Origin of the sequence: Pseudomonas sp. HS6 (genome assembly GCF_023375815.1) — a bacterium.
Lineage (GTDB): Bacteria > Pseudomonadota > Gammaproteobacteria > Pseudomonadales > Pseudomonadaceae > Aquipseudomonas.
Genome location: NZ_CP067412.1, coordinates 792,899 through 815,786 on the forward strand (window position 1 = coordinate 792,899; position 22,888 = coordinate 815,786).

Here is a 22,888-nt window from a genome sequence, read left to right on the forward strand (position 1 = left end):
TTTTTTCCCGCGACAGCCGCCCCGAAGGCGGCGTCCCGGAAAACACTACAGAGCAGTGCTCTGTGCCGTCTCCAGCGCAGGGGCCTGGAAGCCGCCGCCCAGCGCCGCCATCAACGAAACCGAGCTGTCGATGTGCTTGCTGTTGAGGAAGGCCAGGCGCATTTCGTCCTGAATCAATTGCTGCTCGATGTTCAGCGCATCGAGGAACGTGTCCTCCCCGGCCTTGTAGCGCGACTGCGACAGATCGTAAGACGACTGCGCAATCGAACAGGCATCGCGCTGCACAACAATTTGCTGTTCGAAAGAACGCAGCTGCGTCACCGAAATCGCCACCTCGTGCAGGGCCGAATTCAGCACTCGGTTGTACTGCGCGATGGAGCTGTCGAGTTCAGCGTTGCCGGCCTTCAGATCGGAGCGCAAACGCCCCGCATCGAAGATTGGCAGCGACACCGTCGGCGCCACATTCCAGAACTTGCTGACCCCGGCGAACATCGCATCACCGATCAAGGCATGCGAACCCGCCGCCGCCACCAGGTTGATGTTCGGGTAGAAAGTGGTCTTCACCGCCTCGACGTTCCTGGTCTCGGCCTCCACTCGCCAGCGCGCCGCAACGATGTCCGGGCGACGACCGAGCAACTGGGCCGGCAACTGCGCCGGCAATGCCACCACGCTGGCCTGCAGATTCGATGGCCGCTCAAGCGTGTGCGCACGATCGACGCCCTTGCCGATCAGCGCCGACAGTTGCAGGCGGGCGATTTCGATGTCTTCGTTGGCGCCGATCAGGGTCGATTCCGAACGCGCCTTGAGGCTCTGCACTTGCTTGAGCTGCGACAGGTTATCGAGCCCCGAGCCGTAGCGCGAATCCGTCAGCTCCACCAGTTTGCTCAAGCGTTCGAGATCGCGCTGATTGAGCTCCGACACCTGCCAGGCGTACGCCAGTTGGTTGTAAGCCTTGACCACGTTGGTCGCCAGAATCAGCCGCGACGATTGCAGGTCGACTTCCGCGGCTCTCGCGCTGTTGAGTGCCGATTCCCAGGAGGCACGCTGGCCGCCCCAAAGATCGAAGGTGTAGCTGAAATTCACCGCCAGATTGCGTGCGGTGAAGTACTTTTCACCTTCGCCGCTGTAGTCCTCGAAGCGCGACAGCCGACCGCGAGTGACACCCGCCGACGCATCCATTTCCGGGTAACGTTCGGCATCGCGCAGATCGAGAAACGCGTTGGCCTTGGCGACCCGGGCAGCGACTTCCTGCAAGTCCGGGTTGCTGGCATACGCCTCTTCGATCAACGCGCCCAGACGCGGATCACCCAGCGATGTCCACCAGTCCGCACGCGGCCACTGGGCCGGTGGCAACTTGTCTTTCAGGCTGTCGGACGGCGCATCGCCGACCGCCAGCAATTTGCCCTGATGATCGATCCCGGCGTAGTTCACACACCCCGCCGCCAACAGGATGGACGCCGCCAGGGGCGCCAGCATCAAACGTGTAATCGAATACATGTCACGTCCTCACAGGATGGGTTGCGGCACACCGGCCGGCTCGGCTTCGGGTGCGTGGCTCGGTTGCTTGATCGAACTGAGCAGCGTGTACACCGACGGCAGAATGAACAGGGTGAACAAGGTGCCGATCAGCATCCCCACCACAATCACCAGGCCCAGGCCGAAGCGGCTGTTGGCGCCGGCACCGCTGGCGAACAACAGGGGCGCGAGGCCGACCACCATGGCAGCGGTGGTCATCAGGATCGGCCGCAGACGTACTTGCGCGGCGTGCTGGATCGCTTGCACGCGGTCCATGCCTTGCTGGCGCTGCAACTCATTGGCGAACGCGACCATCAGGATCCCGTGCTTACTGATCAGACCGATCAGTGTGATCAGGCCGATCTGGGTGTAGATGTTCATCGAGGTCATGCCCAGCGCCAGCGGCACCAAAGCCCCGCAGATCGACAACGGCACGCTGATCAGAATGATGAACGGGTCGCGGAAGCTCTCGTACTGCACGCTCAACACCAGGTAGATGATCACCAGGGCCAGGCCGAAAGTGAACGCCAGGCTGTTGCCTTCCTGCACGTATTGGCGGGCGTCGGACTGCCAGTCGAAACTGAAGCCGGCCGGGAAGTTTTCCGATTGTTTCTGCAGGAAGCCCACCGCATCACCCAATGTCACGCCCGGCGCCGGAATGGCCTGGAACGTGGCGGAGTTCTGCTGGTTGAACTGGGTCAGGCGATTCGGCTCGACCTTGACGCTGAGGGTGGCCAGCGTCGACAGCGGCACCGGATTGCCCTTCTGATCCTTCACGTAATACAGCTTCAGGGTTTCCGGGGTCAGGCGATCCGCCGACACCGACTGCGGGATCACGTCGTAGGAGCGACCGTGGAACGAGAACCGGTTGACGTACTTCTCGCCGATCAGGCTGTTGAGCGTCTCGCCGATGTCTTGCATGCGGATGCCCAGGGCGTTGGCCTTGGCGCGGTCGACCTGGATTTCCACCACCGGGTTGTTGAAGTCCAGATCGCTGTCGACCACCGCGAACAGACCACTGGCCTGAGCCGCTTTCTTGAGCTGATCCATCACGTTGTACAGCGCCAGATAATCCTGATCGCTGCGGATCACCATCTGCACCGGCAGACCACCGGTAGAGCCCGGCAGCGGCGGCATCTGGAACACGAAAATGCTCGTGCCTTCGATCTGGTTCACCCGCGCCTGCAAGTCAGGCTGGATGGTGTTGGCATCGCGGCCGCGTTTTTCCCAGTCCACCAGGTTGATGCCGCCGACGCTGTTGGACAGGCCGTCGGAACCGTTCGCCACCCAGTTGCTGTAGCCCTCGGGGATTTCGTTGAAGGTCTTGTACAACTCGTGGGCGTAGGCCTCGAGGTAATTCAGGTTGGCGTGCTGCGGCGCCTTGATCGCGGTCAGCAGGATGTTCTGGTCTTCCAGCGGCGCCAGTTCGGTCTGCGCCGAGCGATAGAGGAACGGCAGGCTGAAGAAGATCACCAGCGCCACGCTCAGACTGATCCAGCGACGTGCCAGCGAACCGCCGAGCAGCGCGCCATAACGACGGGACAGGTACTGGAAGAAACGATCCGCCTTGACCGCCATGAAACCTTCGCTGGTTTTCGCGTCCAGCAGGCGGGTACTCATGATCGGCGACAGGGTCAGAGCGACGATGCCGGAAATCACCACGGCGCCCGCCAGGGTCAGCGCGAACTCCTTGAACAGCGTACCAGTGAGGCCGCCCATCAGACCGATCGGCGCGTACACCGCCGCCAGGGTGAAGGTCATCGCCACCACCGGCCCGGCCACTTCACGCGCACCGATCAGTGCAGCGTCGAACGGCGTCTTGCCCTCTTCGATGTGACGGTGAACGTTTTCCACCACGACGATGGCGTCGTCCACCACCAACCCGATGGCCAGCACCATCGCCAGCAAGGTCAGCAGGTTGAGGCTGAAGCCGAACATCTGCATCAGCATCGCCGCGCCGAGCATCGACAGCGGAATGGTCACCAGCGGAATCAGCACGGTGCGGAACGTACCGAGGCACAGGTAGATCACCAGCACCACGATCACCAGCGCTTCGAGCAGGGTGTAGCTCACCTCGTCGATCGACGACTGAATGAAGTGCGCCACTTCGAACGGGATCTGCACGGTCACGCCTGGTGGCAGCGTTTCCTGGATCTGCGGCAGCAATTCGCGCACGCGTTTGACGATGACCAGCGGGTTGCCGGTCGGAGCGGCGTCCAGACCGAGGAACAGCGCCGGTACGTCACTCATCGCGCCGCTGGTGTCGGTGGAGGCTGCGTTCAGTTCCACCGTGCCGACGTCACGTACACGGATGATGTGGCCGTTGTCGTTGCGCAGCACCATGTCGCGGAAGTCTTCGACGCTGTTCAGGTCAGTGTTGACCCGCAGGTTGCTGACCACGTACAGGCCTTTGACCTGACCCGGCGCTGCCTGGAAGTTGTTGCCTTCGATGGCGGCCGAAACGTCCTGCCCGGTCATGCCGTAACCGGCGAGACGCTGCGGATCGAGCCACAGGCGCATGGACAGTTTCTGCTCGCCCATGATGTTGATCTTGGCCACGCCTTCGATGCCGGCGAACATCGGCTCGACGACACGGGAGATGTAATCCGACATCTCCGGAATGGTCAGGTTGGAACTGGCGAACGCGACGTAGGCCACGCTGGTGAAACCGCCGGAAGTACGTTCAACCACCGGGTCGTAAGCATCTTTCGGCAAGCGATATTTGATCTGGTTGACCTTGGCCATGACCTCGGTCAGCGCCGCGATGGAGTCACTGTTGAGTGCCATGCGGATCGTCACCTGGCTGCGACCCTGGGTCGAGGCCGACGACAGATAGTCGATGCCTTCGACCGAGGCCACGGCCTGGCTGATCGGTTGCGTAACAAAGCCCTGCATCAGTTCCGAAGAGGCGCCGGGATACTGGGTGGTGACCGTGATGGTCGACGTTTCCAGCATCGGGTACTGACGGATCGGCAGGTTCATCAGCGCACGTACCCCGAACAGCAGGATCAGCGTGCTGACCACCACGGCCAGCACCGGGCGGCGAAGAAAGAGGTCGGTGAAATTCATTTTTCCAGCCCACTGAGTTTAAGAGCAATCGTGTCCGGCACGCCTTCCACCGCCACGCCGTCGTGGAGTTTGAGCTGACCGGAAGTCACCACTTGCACACCTTCGATCAAGCCCTTGTCGACCACCGCCCAGCCATCGCGACGCTCGCCGACCTTGATGCTTTCACGCTTGACCTTCTGCACGCCGGCCTCGTCGGTGTAGACCGAGAACACGCTCTCGCCGTAGGCGTTGTAGGTGATCGCGGTTTCCGGAATCAGCAGCTCGGCGGTCTGTGGCAGGGTCACCGAAACCCGTGCATACATGCCGGGGCGCAGGCGTTTTTGCGTGTCGGTGATGACTGCTTGAACGTTGATGGTATGGGACTGGTTGATCTGCGGATCGACCGCAACGATCTTGCCGGCGAAGGTCGCGTCACCCCAGGCATCGACCTTGGCCTGCACGGTCTGGCCCAGTTGCACTTGCGAGCCATCGCGTTCGGCGAGGGTGAAGTTGACGCGCAGCAGGCCCGGATCCGTCAGGGTCGCTACCGCGCTGCCGGCTTGCAGGTACTGGCCAAGGTGCGCCTGGCGAATACCGAGGGTGCCGCCGAACGGCGCACGAATGTGCCGTTGAGCGATCTGCGCCTGCATGCGTTCCATATCGCCCTTGGCCGCGTCGTATTGAGCGCGGGCACTGTCGAAGGCGCGACGGCTTTCGGCGCCGGTCTTGGCCAGTTCCTGAACACGGGCAAACTGCGCCTTGGCCGATTCGTACTCGCCTTTCAGGCGAACCAGTTCACCTTGCTCGGGTGCGTCGTTGAGCTTGAGCAGCACCTGCCCCGCCTTCACTTCATCACCGGACTCGAAATCGATGTCCACCACTTTGCCGCTGACTTCAGCCGAGACCAGCACCTGACGCTGTGCTTCGAGTTTGCCGATGGCTTCGAGGTAGTAGGTGTACGGTTGTTTCTTGACCACGGCCAGACCGACCCGGGTGCTGGGAATCCGTTGCTCGGCCGCAGCCGGTTGGGGCGACCAGAAACGCCAGCCGAGCGCGGCGGACAGCACTACGACCAGAATAATAAACACCAGCGACTTAATAATATTTCGAGCAAGCATATGGCACTCCCTTGACTCTTTACTGCGAGCACAAAAGTTTGAGATTTAAGAAAATAAAGGTGCAACTTAGAACGGGCGCGCTATTGATCCCTGTGAACATTCACTGATAACGCGCCCGTTTTATTTATCCGCTATTACGCCGCGGCCAGTACGTTGGTTTTATCCAGGTAATACTTGCCGATACCGTGCAAGTTCAAAGGCGACAGCGTGAAGTGCTTCGAACCGGTATGAATATCGCGGAAGCAACGCTCCAGGAAGTGCGACTTGTAGACCGCTTTGGAACCGGCCATCGAGTAGAGTTGGTTAACTGCATTGACCGAATTCTCGGTCAGTACCGAAGCTGCCAGACCGACGCGGGCACTGACCGGTTCGCCGATGGTTTCACCACGGCCAATCACCTGATGGATTGCATCTTCCAGCAGCAATTGCGCGGTGTGCACCGAGGAGATGGCGCGGCCGGTCTTCTCGAAGATCACCCCTTCCAGGCCCGGGTCGGTGTTGATCGCACGATCATTGCGGAAGTGATCAACGGCGGCCCGGGCCACGCCCAGTACGGTGGACATCGCTGCCAGGGTGCCGAATTCGTAGTAACCGGTGGCGTAGGCCCGGGAGCTGCGTACTTCGGGGGATTTTTTCAGGGTTTCGACGTCCAGCGAGAACGCCTTGTTGACGATCACGTTGGAGCACTGGAAGTGATGGCTGCCGGTGCCGCGCATGCCCAGGGTGTCCCAGGTCGGCAGGATGGTGCACTGGCTGGCGGGTACGAAGAACATCCGCACTTCCGGGGTGGTGTTGTTTTCGGTGCCTTTGACGGTGGCGGTGCAGACCAGCCAGTCGGCGTGGGCCGAGCCGCTGGCGAAGGCCCACTTGCCGCTCAGCAGGTAGTCGTCGCCCATTGGCAGCGCTTCGCCGCCGGAGTGAATGGCGCCGATCACGAAACCGTCGCAGTGGTTGTAGATCGCTTCGGAAGTGGCTTCCGGCAGGTAGTCCGAGAGGCGCCCCATCGCCACTTGAACCGCCAGCTGCCAGGACAGCGAGGCATCATGCCGGGCAAATTCCAGCACCAGCGCGGAAGTGGTCTGGATATCGACCTGGGAGCCGCCGAACGCTCGGGACACCGACGTACGGCCAAAACCGTCCTTGAAGAAGCGGGACATCACATCCTTGTGCGTCGCATTGGTCTGCTCGCTGTAATCGCGGTGCTGAATAATCAGCGGGTTCAGTGCACGCACCTTCTCGAGCCATTCATTGGATTCGGAGGGAAGGCTGTTCCATTGCATTAGATTTTTCATAACGGCTCCTAGCTATTATTTATTTACGATCAGCAGACGAAAAAACAGACAGAACTTTTTATTGTTGTTAAACCCCGATAAAAATGTACGTCTACAGTCGTACATTTGACAAGCATTATTCTCAGACTTCTTTCAAATCTCAATGAAAGTGCAATCACTGTCCGACAATAATGCAAGGCGCAAGAGGCCAACGTAACTTGCGAACAAGTTACGTTGCTTGAATCTTTTAATTACTTCACGCCGGCACGCCGGTCACTGACCCGCGACAGCGATGCCCAGTCCTGATCGGCCTGACCATGGGCCATGCCGTCCAGCAAGTTATCCTTCAACACGCTGGCAAACGGCAACGGCACTTGAGCGGCCTCCCCGGCCTCCAGCACCAGGCGCACATCCTTGAGGCCCAGCGACAATTTGAAACCGGCCGGCTCGAAGGTCTCATCGGCCATCTGCTTGCCGTAACCCTGATAGACCGGAACGGGGAACAGGGTCGAAGTGATCATGTCGATGAACGCCGCACGACTGATGCCGTAGCCACCGGCCAGGGTCGAGGCTTCGGCCAGCGACTCGATCGCCGAGGCGACCATCAAATTGGCCGACAGTTTGGCGGCGCACGCCACGTCTGCAGCTTCACCGAAGTGCCAGGTCTTGCGGCCCAGCACATCGAACAGCGGCTGCACCCGGGCCAATGCTTCGGCAGGCCCGGAGGCGAGAATATTCAGATTGCCGGCGGCCGCAACATCGACCCGCCCCAGAACCGGCGCGGACACGTAATCGACGCCGCGCGCCTCGTGCAGGGCCGCCAGTTCCTTGGCCAGCGCCACGGACACCGTGGACATGTTGACGTGAACGCTGCCGGCCTGCAGACCTTCCAGCGCCTTGGCGCCGAGGAACACCGAGCGGATCGCCGTGTCATCGCCGAGCATCGAAATCAGCACCTCGGCCTGCGCTGCAAGCACCGGTGTATCGACAGCTTCAGCACCGGCTGTGATCAGTGCTTCAAGCGGTGCCGACGAGCGATTCCACACGCGGACCCGATGCCCGGCCTTCAGCAGGTTCAGCACCATCGGCGCACCCATGGTGCCCAGACCGATAAATCCCAGTTCCATGTCGCGTTCCTCTCTCGATGAGGTCTTCAAATCCGTTTGTACAATGCCCCACGATTGCGATTGTACGTGTACAGGCGTACATTTCAAGTGCCACGTTGATTCATTCTTCGCGGCAAGGGTTTCAAACACACCTTTACCCAAGGCAAGGAGGCTTTATGCAATTCGGGATCTACACCGTTGGCGACGTCACACAGGACCCTACCAACGCCCGTACCCCCAGTGAATCCGAGCGCATCCAGGCCACCCTGCAAATTGCGCAGAAGGCCGAAGACATCGGACTGGACGTGTTCGCCACCGGCGAGCACCACAATCCCCCGTTCATCACCTCCTCTCCCACCACGCTGCTGGCCTACATCGCAGCGAAGACCCAACGCATCATTCTCTCGACGTCCACCACCCTGATCAGCACCAACGATCCGGTGCGGCTGGCCGAAGAATATTCACTGCTGCAAAACCTCTGCGGCGGACGCATGGACCTGATGCTCGGCCGTGGCAACACCGCGCCGGTCTATCCATGGTTCGGCAAGAGCATCGCCGACGCCCTGCCCTTGGCGATGGAAAACTATAGTCTGCTGCACCGGCTCTGGCGCGAGGAAGACATCAACTGGAGCGGGCGCTTTCGCACACCGCTGAACCACTTCACCTCGATCCCGCGACCGCTGGACGACCTGCCGCCCTTTGTCTGGCATGGCTCGATCCGCACCCCGGAAATCGCCGAACAGGCGGCCTATTACGGCGACGGCTTTTTCGCCAGCCACATCCTCTGGCCTCGGGAACACTTCATGGCGTTGGTCGAGTTTTACCGCGAACGGTTTGCCCACTATGGCCATGGCACGCCGGAGCAGGCGATCGTCGGTCTCGGCGGGCACATCTTCATGCGCCGCAACTCCCAGGATGCGCGCCGGGAGTTCCGCCCTTACTTCGACAACGCGCCGGTTTACGGTCACGGTCCATCCCTGGAAGAGTTCATGGAAATGACCCCGCTGGCCGTCGGCAGCCCTCAGGAAATCATCGACAAAACTCTGACCTTCCGCGAGCACTTCGGCGACTATCAGCGCCAGTTGTTCCTGTTCGACCACGGCGGTATTCCGCTGAAGACCGTACTGGAACAACTCGACATGTTCGGCAAGGAAGTGTTGCCGGTGCTGCGTGAAGAAACCCGCAAACGCCGCTCGCCACTGGCGGCCGAGGCGCCGACTCACGCTAATCGCCTGGCTCGCTTGCAATCCCTGCAACCCTCGCCCGCCGAACCACATCCGGGCGTCAAAAGCCCGCAACATGACCGTGTGACCGGCCACTGAGACAGTGGGAGCATCCATGCTCCCACATTGATCTCGTAACGGTCAGGCAGCGCCTTTCAACAGGCGCTGCGCATCCATCGAAACCACCACATCATCGTTGATCAACCGCGCCAGATACTGACCGTAACCGGTCTTGCTCATGCTGCCCGCATGCACCAGCAATTGCGCGTCATCGATCCAGCCCTTGTTGTAAGCGATCTCTTCGAGGCAGGCGATTTTCAGGCCCTGACGCTTCTCGATCGCCTGCACGAAATTACCGGCTTCCATCAACGCATCGTGGGTGCCGGTGTCCAGCCAGGCCATGCCACGGCCCATCACCGACACGTTCAATTTGCCGCGTTGCAGGTAGACGTTGTTGACGTCGGTAATCTCCAGTTCACCGCGCGGCGACGGCTTGATGTCGGCGGCAATCTGCAGCACTTCGTTGTCGTAGAAATACAGGCCGGTGACCGCGTAGTTGGACTTCGGATCACTCGGTTTTTCGCAGATGCTCAGGGCCTTGCCGGCGGCATCGAACTCGACCACACCGAAGCGCTCGGGATCGGCTACGTAATAGCCAAACACCGTAGCACCTTCGTCGCGAGTGGCGGCTTGCAGCAAGGTTTCACCGAAACCGGCGCCGTAGAAAATGTTGTCGCCGAGTACCAGGCAAACGTTGTCTTCACCGACGAATTCGCGACCGATGATGAACGCCTGAGCGAGGCCGTCCGGGCTCGGTTGCACCGCGTAACTCAGGCTCAGGCCCAACTGGCTGCCGTCGCCGAACATGCGCTGGAAGCCCGGCAAATCTTCCGGGGTGGAAATGATCAGGATCTCGCGGATTTCCGCCAGCATCAGCACTGACAGCGGGTAATAAATCATCGGTTTGTCATACACCGGCAGCGACTGTTTCGAAACGCCTAGGGTGATCGGGTGCAGACGCGAACCGGCGCCGCCCGCCAGCAGAATTCCTTTGTACTTGGCCATGCTTTTTTCCTTTCAAGCAGAGAGATTTGAATGACTGAATGTTCAGGCCGCGAGGGCTTCGTTACGTTGCTCGCCGAGACGCTCCAGCGCGTAAGCACCGGACATCACCCGCACCCACCAGGCGCGGTTATCCAGATACCAGTCGACGGTTTTCTTCATGCCGCTTTCGAAGGTTTCCTGCGGCGTCCAGCCCAGCGTCGCGTGGATTTTTCCGGCATCGACGGCGTAGCGTTTGTCGTGGCCCGGACGATCCTTGACGAAGGTGATGAGGTCGCGGAAGTGCGCAACACCCACCGGCTTTTCCGCTCCGCGTGCTTCAAGCAAGTCGCACAAGGTTTGCACCACTTCCAGGTTGGTCTTCTCGTTGTGGCCGCCGATGTTGTAGGTCTGCCCGACCTCACCGCGCGTGACCACCGCATACAGGGCGCGGGCGTGATCCTCGACAAACAGCCAGTCGCGGATCTGCGCGCCATCGCCGTACACCGGCAACGGCTTGCCTTGCAGCGCATTGAGAATGACGTGAGGAATCAGTTTTTCCGGGAAATGATAAGGCCCGTAATTGTTCGAGCAATTGCTCATCACCACCGGCAAGCCATACGTGCGATGCCAGGCGCGAACAAGATGATCGGAACCGGCCTTGGTCGCCGAATACGGCGAGCTTGGTGCATACGGCGTACGCTCGGTGAACGCCGGATCTTCGGGTTCCAGGTCGCCATACACTTCATCGGTGGAAATGTGATGGAAACGGAACGCCGCCTGACGCGCCGCGTCCAGCCGGTTCCAGTAACCGCGCGCCGCTTCGAGCATCGTGTAAGTGCCGACGATGTTGGTTTCGATGAAGGCTTGCGGGCCATCGATCGAGCGGTCCACGTGGGACTCGGCGGCCAGGTGCATCACCGCATCCGGTTGCAGTCGCGCGAACAGTTCGTCCAGCGCCGACTTGTCACAAATGTCCACCTGGCAGAATCGATAACGTGGCGAGTCGGACACGTCGGCCAGCGACTCGAGATTGCCGGCGTAGGTCAGCTTGTCGACGTTGATCACTTCACATTCGGTCTCTTCAATCAGAAACCGCACCACGGCCGAGCCAATGAAGCCCGCGCCCCCTGTCACTAAAATTTTCATCAGCGCCTCCCCTGGCAAAATGATGATTTACAGTCCTTCGATGCAGCCCGCGTTTGTGTGCGGGTCAGTTCAACAAGGCCACCCAGTATTGCGACAGCCCTTGCTCAAGAATCAGCAGCGTCTGAATGCAGACGAAGCTTTCATCGGTGGTCGCCGAGGTCGCGTTGAGCGGGCCGAAACCACCGTCCTGCTTCTGATGGGAAGCGATCCAGTCTTTCGATTCCTGTAAATACGTCGGTTGCGCGTCGAGCAGAAACATTGCCGCGATGGCCATGTAAGTCCCCACCAGGCTGACCGCTTTGCCCGGCCGGTAGTGGAACGAGCCGTTGGCCAGTTGCAGCTTTTGCAGCCAGGCGACGGTCTGTTCGGCATCGACGATGCGTCGGTTGAGAATGAACAGCGTCGACACCACGCGGTACACCGAAAAAGCGTCCGGCGGATACCCGGGCTTGTTGGCGAAACCGCCGTCGGCCGAGCGGCAGCGCAGGGCAAACGCCATCACGCCCTGCTCGTCCGGCGCCTTGGCTTCCAGCGCATGCAGCGACAACACCGCCAGGTTGGTGTGCCAGATGTCCGAACCGAAACCCGGCACATCACCGAACCCGCCATCGGGGTTCTGGCACGCTTGCAGGTAACGCACGCAACCGCCGATATCGTTCGGCAAGGCGCCCAGTACTCGCAGCGACAACACCGCGCAGTAGGTCGCGAACACATCGCTCAAGTGCCCCGGCTGCTCGGCAAACCCGCCGTCGGTGTTTTGCGAGGCCCTGATGCAATCAATCAGGCTGGCCTTGTTTTCGATTTGCAGGCCAAGAGCGTGCAAGTCCGAAATCACGTGCAACCCGGAAAACACCTGCCAGGTCTTGTCGGCACGGAAACCCAGCGGCGCGGTTTCAGCGGTCAGCCCGTAAGGCGTTTCGTTCGACGCCCGGGCCTTGGCCAGCCACGCCAGATAACGCTGCAAATCGACATTGATGGTCGGCACGCCATTCGGGTGAATGCGCTGGACGTCGCCACCGCCATCGATCACTTGCAGCTCACGGTTTACCAGCATCGCATCGTCATGATGAGCAACGGCAGGGGCCGGCTCGATGGCCTGCAAGGCGTGGGCGGCAGCGAGCTGGGTCTTCAGGCTCTTCAGGTGCAGCGGCAGGTACGTCAGGTTGCCGATGCTGAAAATCCCCGGCTGACGCGGCGGCGCCCAGAACTGCCGAATGAACGGCACGGTCGGGTCATCGGGCGTCGACCAGAAGTAGCCCTTGCCCATGAACAGTCCGCCATTGCGGGCGTCGTGAAACTCCAGCAAGGCTGCCGTCACCGAAGTCCGGTCAGCTTCGCTCGCGCCAGACGGCAAGGCCTGGATGGCTTGCAACAGCAGCGCCACGTCGTAGGCGGTCTTGATCGGGAATGGCGACTCGTGGTTCTTGTACGAGGTGTGCCAGTCGCAACGCACTTTGCCGTTGATCCCGATTCGGTCCCAGTAACCGCCGTAGGCTGGATCGCGGAACAACGCCAGGGTTTGCAGCAGGAACGAACGGGCCAGGTTCGACAGCGCGTTGTCGTCCCGCACATCGGCCAGACGCGCCAGCACCAGGCTGACCTGAGCGCGCACGGCGCAGCGGGTCAGCGTGACATCGACACAGGATGCACTGTCACTGCCGGCCACGCGGCCGATCAGGTTTTCTGCGTGAATCTGCAAGTGCCCGACCAGCCCCAGACCCAACGGCTCGTTGCCGATGCGCGCCAGCAAGGCCGTGGCGCTGATGTCGAGATCGATCGAGGTGGCCAGTTCCAGAGGCGTCGACCAGTCGCTGCTGTACAGGCCGGCAACCGTGGAACGGGCGTAAAGCGCTTCGACCCTTTCCAGCATGCCGTGGATCACGGCGTCGTTCGCCGCGTCCTGCGGCACTCGACGCTGATAGGCAATCAGTGCAGCCAATGCGTCCAGTTGCAGCGCCAGCGTTCGGCAACGTCCCGAACCGTGCGGCGTCCAATAGCGGTCGGCGAGCTCGTGAAAACCGGCGTTCGGCGCATCGTACAAACGCATCAGCCCGTCGTGGGCAAAACGCAGTTGAACATCGTCACCGTGGTCAGCCTGGTAGAGCGTGACCGCGACCTGATCCTGCAACTGCTTGTCAGTGGAAATCGCGACTTCGCCACTGGCATCGGTGACAGCAAAAAAACCGCCGTACTCAATGTCCTTGAGGCCTTGATCAAATACAAACTGCGGATGCAGCGGCATGGTAAATCCCTCTTCCTTGAGGTTAGGCAGCTTTGCTTGCGGTCAGCGACACAACGCTGCCCTGGCACAACTCGATGATGCGCATTGCTGCGCGGGCAGCACCTTCGCCGTCCGGTGCAGCCACTTGTTGATGAGGGGCGAAGTAAGCCGATACCCGCGTGTCCTTATCCAGCTCACCCTGAACCAGTTCAACGATACGGTCGCGTTCAAATCCGATGTGTGTCGGGAAACCGAGCAGCTCCAGACGACGCAGGGCTTCCAGTTCGTGGTACTCGGACTTGGAGGACAACAGGAACAGGGTCGGAATGTTCATCGCTGCAATTTCCGTTACGGTGATCCAGCCTGGGGCCGAAATCAGCAGACTGGCTTCACGCAGCAGTCCCATCCAGTCCGGGTAATACGGCACACAAATCACACCGTCCTGATCCTCGATATCCTTGCGACCCAGCAACACCATCTTCAGATCCGGATTGCGTTCGCGCAGGACTCGGAAACTGTCCAGATAAGCAGCGAGCAGTCCGTCCTTGTTCTCCGCGAACATGGTCGTGCCGCTGATAGAGGCGACAATGAACGGCGAATCACCCAGTTTCAGTTGCTCGCGTACGTTCAGCCCGCTCTGCACGGTGATGTCACGGATCATCGGCCCTACAAAGTGCGCCTTGCCGCTGACCAGCGCGTCGGCTACCGGAGTGCCTTGGTCGAGTGAGGCGATAAAGGGTTTGTCTGTCAGTACCAACTTCGCCTCGTTGATCATCCAGCTGAACTGACTGTGCAACGCCGTTCGGGCCCGGGACATTTCCAGAGCATTCACCTCGAAACCGCCTTCTGCCAAATCGTGATCCTGCAATTGGCAAAGTGTGAAGTCATAACGCTCGGTCACGAACACCAGCGGTGTGCCTGTGAAAATCGCGGCAAGACAGGCTGCCATGTTGTAGTCAGATACCAGCACGCTCGGTTTGTATTCCGCAATCAAGGCCAGATAAGACAGGATTCGCTCACCGGACAAAAAGGTAGTTGCGATATAACTTCCAATATAAGTCGCCCAATCCAGCTGTTTCGACAAGTTGCTCTTTTTCGAGTAGTCGACCAGCCGTCCGGCGATATCGACAACCTCAACTCCGGACTTTTCGAACAACGGTGTAAACGTTGGCTGCAAAGAAGCCAGCGCCACGGTCAATGGCATATCCGGGCGTTGCTTCTTGATCGCCTGAGCGATGGACAGCACGCGCATATTGTGGCCGGAACCGGTTGGGTTAGGGGCAAATAAAATCATTCTTGAATCTCCATTAGTTGAACAACGCCATGAACCACAGTGTTTTCCAATACATCCCTTATTACCACCGAGTACGGTTTGATAACTGCACCGTCACCAATATTCAGTGGACCTACCAAGATGGCGCCCTCGCCAATAACGCAACGACTTCCAATGCGCACAGGTGCCTCCTCCCAAGGCAGTGAGCGGAAAGAATGATCATGGGTGGAGGCAACGATCGTGACCCCCTCGGACAACTCGCTGAAGGCCCCGACGGATACGCCGCCGGCAGCCTCGATAACCACACCCGCCGCCAGTCGGACGCCAGTGCCCAGTTCAATGCCGCCCAATTGCGACATGCCGCCCTGACGGTTGCTGCGCCCGATCAAAATGCAGTCTCGGGCGATTTCAACCGACGCTCCGCCGCGCAATTCGGCATCGATCAAGGTTTCGTTGCTGATGTCCCAGGTCGCGGTATCGGGGTTCAACGCCTTGAGGCGAGGCACCGACTGCGTGGACCGATCGAGCATCGACGGCAAGCCCTGGCGGGCCCGGTCCCGGACTTTGGCCAGCACCGGCGCCGGGCTCGGCAGGCCGTCTTCGACCACGGTGCGCTGGGCAATGACTCGGGCCGGGCGGCCGACCACGATGGCATCGGCCGGCACATCGGTAGTCACCAACGCTCCGGCTGCGACCACCGCTCCCGCACCGATGGAAACGCCGGCGGCCACGGTGGCCTTGGCGCCCAGCCAGACGTTTTCGGCAATTCGAACCGGTGACTGCGCCGTTCCCAGGCATCGTGCGCCGGTAGCAAACATGCTGGACGCGCCAACAGAAGTGAACTGCAAATCACACTTGAATCCGATGAAACAATCATCGGCGACCTGAACGTTTTGCAGGCGGCTACCAGCACGAATCCAGACATGCCGGCCCAACTCACTCGCATCATTCACGGTCGTCGAAACTTCAACTACATTTATGTCGTCCACAATAAAGCCTCATTCCATTGATGCCGGGCACATAAAAATCCGAAAAGCGTGCGTATCCCGCAGATATAACTCCGCCGATGCACAAATAATAATTAACTGTTTATTTAAGGCTTCTATTCAAAGCACGCCTGACATTGCGTCTGCGCAACTTGTCAACTGACCGGTTCATTCAACTGTCGTTATTCATTAACGACAGGTTCACGCTTGCGCCAAAGGCCAAGTCAGTTTTATGTGAAGAAAAGCCGATTCAAGTCTGTCCGTGACTCTGGTGTAGCTCCATTAGGGTGGGATTGTCCTTTAGTACGAATGTTATAGTACAGACGATTTTGTTTTGCAATAGGTGTCCGAATGGTTATCTCGTTTTGGTCTAAAAATTTATTGAACTTTTATGGTGCTCGCTTGTATTAAAACCGTCATATATGCACGGGATTGGTGCAAACGCCCAGTTCGCGGAGGATCTCCTCCAGCGCTAACGGGCATCTGGAAGTCGACCCCAGACATTCCGAGCACGTAAACCAGCGCTAGGGTGGCGACTCAAACTGCCCTTGGCCTGGAGCCGTCATGCCTGCACCTATCACCGTTCTGCGCGATACCCACCCGCTGCCAGTACTCGACGCCTGCAAATGGGAGAAGCTCGAGGGCGACCCGCACACCGTCAACCTAAACGCCTACACCAGCGAAGACGGCAGCAAGATCATGGGCACCTGGATCTGCACGCCAGGCAAGTGGCGGGTAGATTACGTGAAATGGGAGTACTGCCATTTCCAGGAGGGCTACTGCGTGATCACCCCGGATGGCATGGAGCCGATTCACCTGCGCGCCGGCGATATCTTCGTGGTCGAGCCGGGCATGAAAGGCACCTGGGAAGTGGTCGAGACCGTGCGCAAATATTTCGTGTTCGCCTGATACAAAAAAGCCGGGAAACCACCCGACGTGATTTCCCGGCAACACCTACTGCATCTGAATGGCAGACCTGTGGCAAGCACAGGCCTGACGACGATTACTGCGGCTTGCGATAGCTGTTGATGATCGCCGAGAAGTCCTTGCCACCTTCCCCGCGCAGGCTCATCGCCTGATACAACTGCTGCGCCACCGCGCCCAGCACCACTGGCTGATGGGCCTGACGCGCCGCCTCGGTGGCCAGCCCGAGATCCTTGAGCATCAGCTCGGCGCCAAAGCCACCGGTGTAACCGCGCGAAGCCGGCGCCGTTTCGACGATGCCCGGCCAAGGGTTGTACATTTCCGAACTCCAGCAACGCCCGGTCGAGCTGTTGATGATCTCGGCGAGCACACCGGTATCGATTCCCAACGCGTCGCCCAAGGCCATCGCCTCACTGACGCCGACCATCGAAATGGCGAGCAACAGGTTGTTGCAGATCTTGGCGATCTGCCCGGTGCCGACCTCACCGCAATGCACGATGTTGCGGCCCATTTGCGCCAGCACCGGTTGCAGGCTGGCGAACAGTTCAGGGGTGGCACCGACCATGAACGTCAGTGTGCCTGCGGTTGCGCCGCCGGTGCCGCCGGACACCGGCGCATCGGCCATGGCCACGCCTTGTTTGGCAGCGGCCACCGCCACGTCGCGTGCAGTCTGCGGATCAATGGTGCTGCAATCCACCGCCGGCACGCCTTTGCCGATGCCGGCCAGCACACCATCCTCACCGAGCCAGACGCTGCGTACATGCACTGCGGCCGGCAACATGGTGATCACCAGTTCCGCATCCTCTGCGGCTTCGCGAGCCGAGGAGCGGATAGTGCCGCCCAACTGCTCCAGTTCCGCCAGCACGGTTTTGTTCAGGTCCACCAGGTTCAGCGAATGCCCGGCCTTGATCAGGTTGCGCGCCATCGGCGCGCCCATGTTGCCCAGACCGATAAATGCGATTTTCATGGCCATTCCTCAGCGCAGGTTAATGGTGGTGTTCACGCCGTCGTTGACGCTGTCGTCATCGAACCAGCGCGCCGTGACCGTTTTGGTCTGGGTGTAGAACTGCACCACTTGCTTGCCGTACGGGCCGAGGTCGCCGAGTTTCGAACCGCGCGAACCGGTGAAGCTGAAGAACGGCACCGGCACCGGAATCGGGATGTTGATGCCGACCTGACCGACGTCGATTTCAGTCTGGAATTTACGCGCCGCCGCGCCGCTCTGGGTGAACAGGCCCGTGCCGTTGCCGAACGGGTTGGCGTTGACCAGCGCAATGGCCTGATCGAGGGTGTCGACTTCCAGCACCACCAGTACCGGGCCGAAGATTTCCTGGGTGTAGATCTGCATGTCGGTGGTCACCCCGGAGAACAGGGTCGGGCCGACGAAGTTGCCCTTCTCGTAACCCGGCACGCTGATGTCGCGACCGTCCAGCTCGAGTTTCGCGCCTTCCTTGATACCGCTTTCGATCAGATCGAGAATCCGCGCCTTGGCCTTTTTCGAAATGACCGGACCGACATCGGTGCCCGGCTCGCTGCCCGCGTTGACCTTGAGTTTCTGCGCCAGCGCTTTCAGATCCGGCAGCCACTGCTTGGCCGCGCCCACCAGCACCACCACAGACGTGGCCATGCAACGCTGACCGGCCGCACCGAAACCGGCACCGACCAGCGCATTGAGCGCTTGCTCGCGATTGGCGTCCGGCAGCACCACGGCGTGGTTTTTCGCGCCCATCATCGATTGCACACGCTTGCCGTGTTTACCGGCCAGGTCATACACGTGGGTGCCGACCGCAGTCGAACCAACGAAGGAAATCGCCTTGATGTCCTTGTGGGTACACAGTCCATCGACCACGTCCTTGCCGCCGTGCACGACGTTGAGCACACCCGCCGGAACGCCGGCCTCGATCGCCAGCTCCACCAGCAGCATGGTGGAAAGCGGGTCCTGTTCGGACGGTTTGAGCACGAAGGTGTTGCCGCAGGCGATGGCCATCGGGAACATCCACAGTGGAATCATCGCCGGGAAGTTGAACGGCGTAATGCCCGCACAAACACCGATCGGTTGACGCAGGGTGTAAGTGTCGACGCCACCTGCAACGTTTTCGGCGAACTCGCCCATTTGCAGGCTGCCGATGGAGCACGCGTGCTCGACCACTTCCAGACCGCGGAAAATATCGCCCTCGGCGTCGGCAATAGTCTTGCCTTGCTCGGCACTCAGCACCACGGCGATACGTTTGGAGTGCTCACGGATCAGCGCTTGCAGCTTGAGCATGATGCGCATGCGTGCGCCGATCGGGGTCAGCTTCCAGGTCTGGAAGGCGCGCTGGGCGGCACTGACGGCAGCGTCGACTTCAGCAGCGGTGGCAAACGGGACTTTGGCCAGCACCTGCTGGGTCGCCGGGTTGACGATATCGTGCCACTCGGTGGTCTGCGACTCGACCCACTCGCCGTCGATCAGCAGCTTGACCTTCTGGATCGTGGTTTCGTTGGGCGTAAGCGATGCGTTCATGCTGGTCTCCAGAACTTGTTTTTATCTTAGGAGCCAAGGCGAAGGGTTCGCCTTGAGATGAGGCGTGTGTCACGAATTGGTTGTCGGACTGTTTTTGGAGTATAGATGTGCAAACTTCTAATAAGAACGCACATAAAAGCCCGTCCATCATGCAAAAAAACATCACGTCTTTAGGCTCGTTGAACTGGGACGACCTCAAGTTTTTCCTCGAAGTCGCCCGTACCCGCAAGGCCAGCATTGCGGCCAAACGCCTGGCGGTGGACTACACCACCGTGTCGCGGCGCATCAGTTCGCTGGAAGCGGCGCTCGGCACTTTGCTGTTCGAAAAGTCGCGCACCAGCGGTTTCGTGCTGACCGCCGAAGGCCAGCGTCTGCTGAGCTACGCCGAGTCGATCGAAAGCACACTGCACATGGCCTGCGAGCAGGTGTCCGGCTCCGGCGTCGCGCTGTCCGGGCATGTGCGGATGGGCTGCACCGAGGGTTTCGGCAGCTTCTTCATCACGCCGCAATTGAGCCACTTCGTCGACGCCTACCCGGCAATTTCGGTGGACATCCTGCCGCTGCCGCATTTCATCAGCCTGTCCAAACGCGAGGCCGACATCGTCATCGCCCTCGAACGCCCGGAACACGGGCCGTACGTGTGCTGCAAACTCTGCGACTACCGCTTGCAGCTTTACGCAACCCAGGAATATCTCGACAAACACCCGCCGATCCGCCGCCCCGCCGACCTGGGCAAGCATCAATTCATCAGTTATGTGGATGATCTGGCGTTCAGCTCGGAGCTGCTGTATCTGGCGAACGTGGTGCCCGGCGCCAGCGCCAATTTGCGCAGCACCAGCGTGATTGCACAGTTTGTGGCAGCGCAGCAGGGGCGCTCATTGGCGATTCTGCCGTGCTTCCTCGCGGCGCAGGATCCACGCCTGTTACCAGTGCTGCCGGAGGAAATCGACATCACCCGGCAGTTCTGGATGTACTGCCGGGAGGACTTGAGGAAGCTCAAGCGGATCACCCTGTTGTGGGATTACATCCGTGAGGTGACCGAGCGCAATCAGGCGCTGTTGATGGGGCAGACCCGGCAGATGCAGTTCGCCGATTAATCGGCGCTGACCACGATCGATACCCGGCGATTTTCGGTGCGGCCGGCGACGGTGTCGTTGGAGGCCACCGGCTCGCGGCTGCCGAGGCCTTGCAACTGAATGTTCTCTTCCTTCATGCCGACCGTGGTCAGGACTTTACCGACGCTTTTCGCTCGGCGCAGCGACAGCTGCTGGTTGTAGCTTTCCTTGCCCGAGGCGTCGGTGTGGCCATCCACCCGCACCCGCTCGATGCCGACACCGAGCAGCGCCTTGCCGATACGCTCGACAATTTCAGTACTTTGCTTGTTCAGACTCTCGACGTCGCTGCCAAACAGCACTTTGCCCGATAGACCGAACTCCCAGCCGTCGTCGGTCAGTTCGAAGCCTTGCTGCTTGAGCACGGCAATCTGTGCCGGAGTCAGGCCTTTTTGCGGGGCGGTCTGGCATCCGGTCAGGGCCAACATGGCCATCAACATCAGTGTGGAAAACAATCGAACGGAAAGTGAGAACACGGGCATCAGCTCCTGGTTTGAACGGGATCGACCGGGTGCTCCGACCCGGCCGTGAATTGGGCGCCACGCGACAGACGCTTGGCTTGATACATGGCGGCGTCGGCCGCATCAAGTAAAGCGCCGGGCGTGGCACCATGATCGGGGTAAACCGCAATGCCGATACTGAGCGAAGTCACCACACTGGTGTCGCCCGGCAGTGCAATCGGGGTGTCCATGCTGGCGAGAATCTTGTCGGCAATGCGCTCGGCGTCTTCGGTCTTGTGCAACGGTGTCAGCAAAACAGCAAACTCATCGCCGCCCAGGCGCGCCACCAGATCCTCTTCGCGCAACTGCGCCCGCACCCGATTCGCCACCGCCACCAGCACCGCATCGCCGGCGGCATGACCGAAGTTGTCGTTAATCCCCTTGAAACGGTCACTGTCGAGAAACAGCACCGCCACACGCTCGTTGAGTTTGTTGGCGCTGCGTAACGCACGGATCAGGCGGCCTTCAAAAAAGGCCCGATTGGGCAAACCTGTGAGGCTGTCATGAGTGGCCTGGTGGGCGAGGGTTTCGTTCTCGCTTTGCAGGTGGGTCTGCCAGGACTCCAGCTCATCGAGCAGGGCATTGAAGTCGTTACCGAGATTGTCGAGTTCGGCGATCTTCGCCGGCGGTACGCGACGATCCAGTGCGCGCTCGCTGCGTGCGGCGTGGGCCACTCCCGCCAGACTGTGCAGCGGGCCGATAATCACGCGTAACTGCCGACGTGCCAGATAGAACGCCACCCAGGCGCTGATCGCGGTGCAGAGTATGATGCCGGCCAGACCGCTCAACAGAAAACGCATCAAGCTGCCGCCGTGACCGATCAACAGGATCCGGCCGATCTCACGATCCTGATGCAGGATCGGCAGGCTGATCGGTTTTTCCAGAATCACTCGAGTTATCTGCATTTCCAGCCCGGAAAACAAGCCGTTTTCCGGACGCTGCCAGCGCGCGATCAACTGACCCTGGCTGTCCAGCACCTGAGCGTCCGCCACTTCTTCGGTCGAGGCAATCAACGCCAGTGCCTCCGTCGCGGCAGGCTTGTCGTTGAATACCACCGCCGCTTCCACGGTGTAACTGATTGAACGAGCGATCAGGTGCAGATTGTGATCGGCATAGACCCGCAGCGCCAACACGCCGAGCAGGGTCAGGGACACACTGGCCATCGCCACGGCGACCAGCGCAACGATCAAGTACCCGCGACCGATGACCGAGCCCAGGGTCGGTCGCCCTGTGGATTTGTTGCGTCTCATGGGACCGCCGGCTTGCGGCGAGACAGCTGCAGCACGCTTGGGTGAATGCGTACGCCGCTGCGGGCGACGGAGTCGAGATTGACCTCGAAAGATACCTGCTCATCGCCGACCCGCAGGCAGAACAGGCTGCCAACCGTGCACTGATCCCCGCCCTCGCTGATGCTCAGCACCGGGTGACCGATCAGTGACGCAAACAGCCGACTGCGCTCATCGGCGGTGAGTTTACCGATGTACACGGCATCGCACTCGCTGACAATGGAAGGGTTATCGGCCAGCAGGCGACGCACGGTGACAGGTCGGCCCGTGGCCTGGGTCGTGCCTTTCACTAGATCATCGGTGTATTCGGTCGGGCCGACGATGCACAGGCGCAATTGTGCAGGCTCGACCGGCCAACGGGCATAACTGAGAATACCGAGGACCACCTGAGTGACGGATTTAGCCCGTTGTTCGGCCATACCGACCGGTGTTTGCGGCTGGGCAGCAACTACACCTGTGAGCATACAGAGCAGAACGGCAAGCAACGCTCGCTTGCTGCCAACTACGCGCTCTGTCGCCCAGACAGCCAGCTTCATGCAGGGATTCTCTTGGATCGTTACGGAATGATGCCGCAACGATAGCACAGCGTTGGAACGCCAGCGATACAGCACT

General features: G+C 60.2%; 18 protein-coding genes. 3 read left to right on the forward strand and 15 right to left on the reverse strand.

Translation table 11 applies throughout. The features are described from left to right. Positions 1 to 45: 45 nt before the first annotated feature. The 5 genes from JJN09_RS03790 to JJN09_RS03810 form a co-directional block, all read right to left on the reverse strand. A complete protein-coding gene (locus tag JJN09_RS03790) occupies positions 46 to 1,497 on the reverse strand; it encodes an efflux transporter outer membrane subunit (RefSeq protein ID WP_249485781.1) in 1,452 nt (483 codons plus the stop codon). 9 nt (positions 1,498 to 1,506) lie between these two features. Beyond that, entirely contained in the window at positions 1,507 to 4,584 is a 3,078-nt protein-coding gene (locus tag JJN09_RS03795; protein ID WP_096818710.1) for a MexW/MexI family multidrug efflux RND transporter permease subunit, read from the reverse strand. Further along, positions 4,581 to 5,681, reverse strand: coding sequence for an efflux RND transporter periplasmic adaptor subunit (locus JJN09_RS03800; protein ID WP_249485782.1), 1,101 nt, complete (start codon positions 5,679 to 5,681; stop codon positions 4,581 to 4,583). The genes JJN09_RS03795 and JJN09_RS03800 overlap by 4 nt, the downstream gene beginning before the upstream one ends. Before the next feature lie 134 nt (positions 5,682 to 5,815). Continuing rightward, entirely contained in the window at positions 5,816 to 6,973 is a 1,158-nt protein-coding gene (locus JJN09_RS03805; RefSeq protein WP_249485783.1) for an oxidoreductase, read from the reverse strand. A 230-nt stretch (positions 6,974 to 7,203) separates the two neighbouring features. Next, the gene (locus JJN09_RS03810) at positions 7,204 to 8,208 is read right to left on the reverse strand and encodes an NAD(P)-dependent oxidoreductase (protein WP_302851964.1); all 1,005 of its coding nucleotides are present in this window, start codon (positions 8,206 to 8,208) and stop codon (positions 7,204 to 7,206) included. A 26-nt stretch (positions 8,209 to 8,234) separates the two neighbouring features. Between JJN09_RS03810 and JJN09_RS03815 the strand changes: the two genes are divergently transcribed. After that, positions 8,235 to 9,380 (forward strand): LLM class flavin-dependent oxidoreductase, encoded by a 1,146-nt coding sequence (locus tag JJN09_RS03815; protein WP_249485785.1) that lies wholly within the window; start codon positions 8,235 to 8,237, stop codon positions 9,378 to 9,380. Positions 9,381 to 9,422: 42 nt separating this feature from the next. On the opposite strand, the gene rfbA is transcribed toward JJN09_RS03815, so the two are convergent. The 5 genes from rfbA to JJN09_RS03840 form a co-directional block, all read right to left on the reverse strand. Further along, positions 9,423 to 10,346: a glucose-1-phosphate thymidylyltransferase RfbA gene (gene rfbA, locus JJN09_RS03820; RefSeq protein WP_249485786.1), complete on the reverse strand. Its 924-nt coding sequence runs from the start codon at positions 10,344 to 10,346 to the stop codon at positions 9,423 to 9,425. Positions 10,347 to 10,388: 42 nt separating this feature from the next. Then, the gene (gene rfbB, locus JJN09_RS03825; protein WP_249485787.1) at positions 10,389 to 11,471 is read right to left on the reverse strand and encodes a dTDP-glucose 4,6-dehydratase; all 1,083 of its coding nucleotides are present in this window, start codon (positions 11,469 to 11,471) and stop codon (positions 10,389 to 10,391) included. A gap of 64 nt (positions 11,472 to 11,535) precedes the next feature. Then, complete coding sequence (locus tag JJN09_RS03830) at positions 11,536 to 13,713, reverse strand: prenyltransferase/squalene oxidase repeat-containing protein (RefSeq protein WP_249485788.1); 2,178 nt, start codon at positions 13,711 to 13,713, stop codon at positions 11,536 to 11,538. 22 nt (positions 13,714 to 13,735) lie between these two features. Further along, entirely contained in the window at positions 13,736 to 14,986 is a 1,251-nt protein-coding gene (locus JJN09_RS03835; RefSeq protein WP_249485789.1) for a hypothetical protein, read from the reverse strand. Next, positions 14,983 to 15,954, reverse strand: coding sequence for a DapH/DapD/GlmU-related protein (locus JJN09_RS03840; protein ID WP_249485790.1), 972 nt, complete (start codon positions 15,952 to 15,954; stop codon positions 14,983 to 14,985). The genes JJN09_RS03835 and JJN09_RS03840 overlap by 4 nt, the downstream gene beginning before the upstream one ends. A 561-nt stretch (positions 15,955 to 16,515) precedes the next feature. Between JJN09_RS03840 and JJN09_RS03845 the strand changes: the two genes are divergently transcribed. Continuing rightward, positions 16,516 to 16,860, forward strand: coding sequence for a cupin domain-containing protein (locus JJN09_RS03845; protein ID WP_007953863.1), 345 nt, complete (start codon positions 16,516 to 16,518; stop codon positions 16,858 to 16,860). Positions 16,861 to 16,954: 94 nt separating this feature from the next. On the opposite strand, the gene mmsB is transcribed toward JJN09_RS03845, so the two are convergent. Then, positions 16,955 to 17,842 (reverse strand): 3-hydroxyisobutyrate dehydrogenase, encoded by an 888-nt coding sequence (gene mmsB / locus JJN09_RS03850; protein ID WP_249485791.1) that lies wholly within the window; start codon positions 17,840 to 17,842, stop codon positions 16,955 to 16,957. A 9-nt stretch (positions 17,843 to 17,851) separates the two neighbouring features. Then, entirely contained in the window at positions 17,852 to 19,378 is a 1,527-nt protein-coding gene (locus tag JJN09_RS03855; protein ID WP_249485792.1) for a CoA-acylating methylmalonate-semialdehyde dehydrogenase, read from the reverse strand. A gap of 149 nt (positions 19,379 to 19,527) precedes the next feature. On the opposite strand from JJN09_RS03855, the gene JJN09_RS03860 reads away from it, so the two are divergent. Beyond that, the gene (locus JJN09_RS03860; RefSeq protein ID WP_249485793.1) at positions 19,528 to 20,475 is read left to right on the forward strand and encodes a LysR family transcriptional regulator; all 948 of its coding nucleotides are present in this window, start codon (positions 19,528 to 19,530) and stop codon (positions 20,473 to 20,475) included. Here the strand turns inward: JJN09_RS03860 and JJN09_RS03865 are convergent. The 3 genes from JJN09_RS03865 to JJN09_RS03875 are packed head-to-tail and all read right to left on the reverse strand — an operon-like array spanning position 20,472 to position 22,812. Further along, positions 20,472 to 20,972 carry an OmpA family protein gene (locus tag JJN09_RS03865; protein WP_249485794.1) on the reverse strand — a complete coding sequence of 167 codons (501 nt, stop codon included), beginning with the start codon at positions 20,970 to 20,972 and terminating at the stop codon, positions 20,472 to 20,474. The two genes, JJN09_RS03860 and JJN09_RS03865, sit on opposite strands and share 4 nt — an antisense overlap. After that, positions 20,972 to 22,240, reverse strand: a complete 1,269-nt coding sequence (locus JJN09_RS03870; RefSeq protein WP_249485795.1) for a diguanylate cyclase — start codon at positions 22,238 to 22,240, stop codon at positions 20,972 to 20,974. The genes JJN09_RS03865 and JJN09_RS03870 overlap by 1 nt, the downstream gene beginning before the upstream one ends. After that, on the reverse strand, positions 22,237 to 22,812 hold the full coding sequence (locus JJN09_RS03875) for a YfiR family protein (RefSeq protein ID WP_249485796.1): 576 nt from the start codon (positions 22,810 to 22,812) through the stop codon (positions 22,237 to 22,239). The genes JJN09_RS03870 and JJN09_RS03875 overlap by 4 nt, the downstream gene beginning before the upstream one ends. Between the last annotated feature and the right edge of the window lie 76 nt (positions 22,813 to 22,888).

What these genes read in the sequence shown, in the direction of transcription:
- JJN09_RS03790 (WP_249485781.1), bottom strand. Translation starts at nt 1,497, where the DNA reads ATGTATTCGATTACACGTTTGATGCTGGCGCCCCTGGCGGCGTCCATC.
- JJN09_RS03795 (WP_096818710.1), bottom strand. Translation starts at nt 4,584, where the DNA reads ATGAATTTCACCGACCTCTTTCTTCGCCGCCCGGTGCTGGCCGTGGTG.
- JJN09_RS03800 (WP_249485782.1), bottom strand. Translation starts at nt 5,681, where the DNA reads ATGCTTGCTCGAAATATTATTAAGTCGCTGGTGTTTATTATTCTGGTC.
- JJN09_RS03805 (WP_249485783.1), bottom strand. Translation starts at nt 6,973, where the DNA reads ATGAAAAATCTAATGCAATGGAACAGCCTTCCCTCCGAATCCAATGAA.
- JJN09_RS03815 (WP_249485785.1), top strand. Translation starts at nt 8,235, where the DNA reads ATGCAATTCGGGATCTACACCGTTGGCGACGTCACACAGGACCCTACC.
- rfbA (WP_249485786.1), bottom strand. Translation starts at nt 10,346, where the DNA reads ATGGCCAAGTACAAAGGAATTCTGCTGGCGGGCGGCGCCGGTTCGCGT.
- rfbB (WP_249485787.1), bottom strand. Translation starts at nt 11,471, where the DNA reads ATGAAAATTTTAGTGACAGGGGGCGCGGGCTTCATTGGCTCGGCCGTG.
- JJN09_RS03830 (WP_249485788.1), bottom strand. Translation starts at nt 13,713, where the DNA reads ATGCCGCTGCATCCGCAGTTTGTATTTGATCAAGGCCTCAAGGACATT.
- JJN09_RS03835 (WP_249485789.1), bottom strand. Translation starts at nt 14,986, where the DNA reads ATGATTTTATTTGCCCCTAACCCAACCGGTTCCGGCCACAATATGCGC.
- JJN09_RS03845 (WP_007953863.1), top strand. Translation starts at nt 16,516, where the DNA reads ATGCCTGCACCTATCACCGTTCTGCGCGATACCCACCCGCTGCCAGTA.
- mmsB (WP_249485791.1), bottom strand. Translation starts at nt 17,842, where the DNA reads ATGAAAATCGCATTTATCGGTCTGGGCAACATGGGCGCGCCGATGGCG.
- JJN09_RS03855 (WP_249485792.1), bottom strand. Translation starts at nt 19,378, where the DNA reads ATGAACGCATCGCTTACGCCCAACGAAACCACGATCCAGAAGGTCAAG.
- JJN09_RS03860 (WP_249485793.1), top strand. Translation starts at nt 19,528, where the DNA reads ATGCAAAAAAACATCACGTCTTTAGGCTCGTTGAACTGGGACGACCTC.
- JJN09_RS03865 (WP_249485794.1), bottom strand. Translation starts at nt 20,972, where the DNA reads ATGCCCGTGTTCTCACTTTCCGTTCGATTGTTTTCCACACTGATGTTG.
- JJN09_RS03870 (WP_249485795.1), bottom strand. Translation starts at nt 22,240, where the DNA reads ATGAGACGCAACAAATCCACAGGGCGACCGACCCTGGGCTCGGTCATC.
- JJN09_RS03875 (WP_249485796.1), bottom strand. Translation starts at nt 22,812, where the DNA reads ATGAAGCTGGCTGTCTGGGCGACAGAGCGCGTAGTTGGCAGCAAGCGA.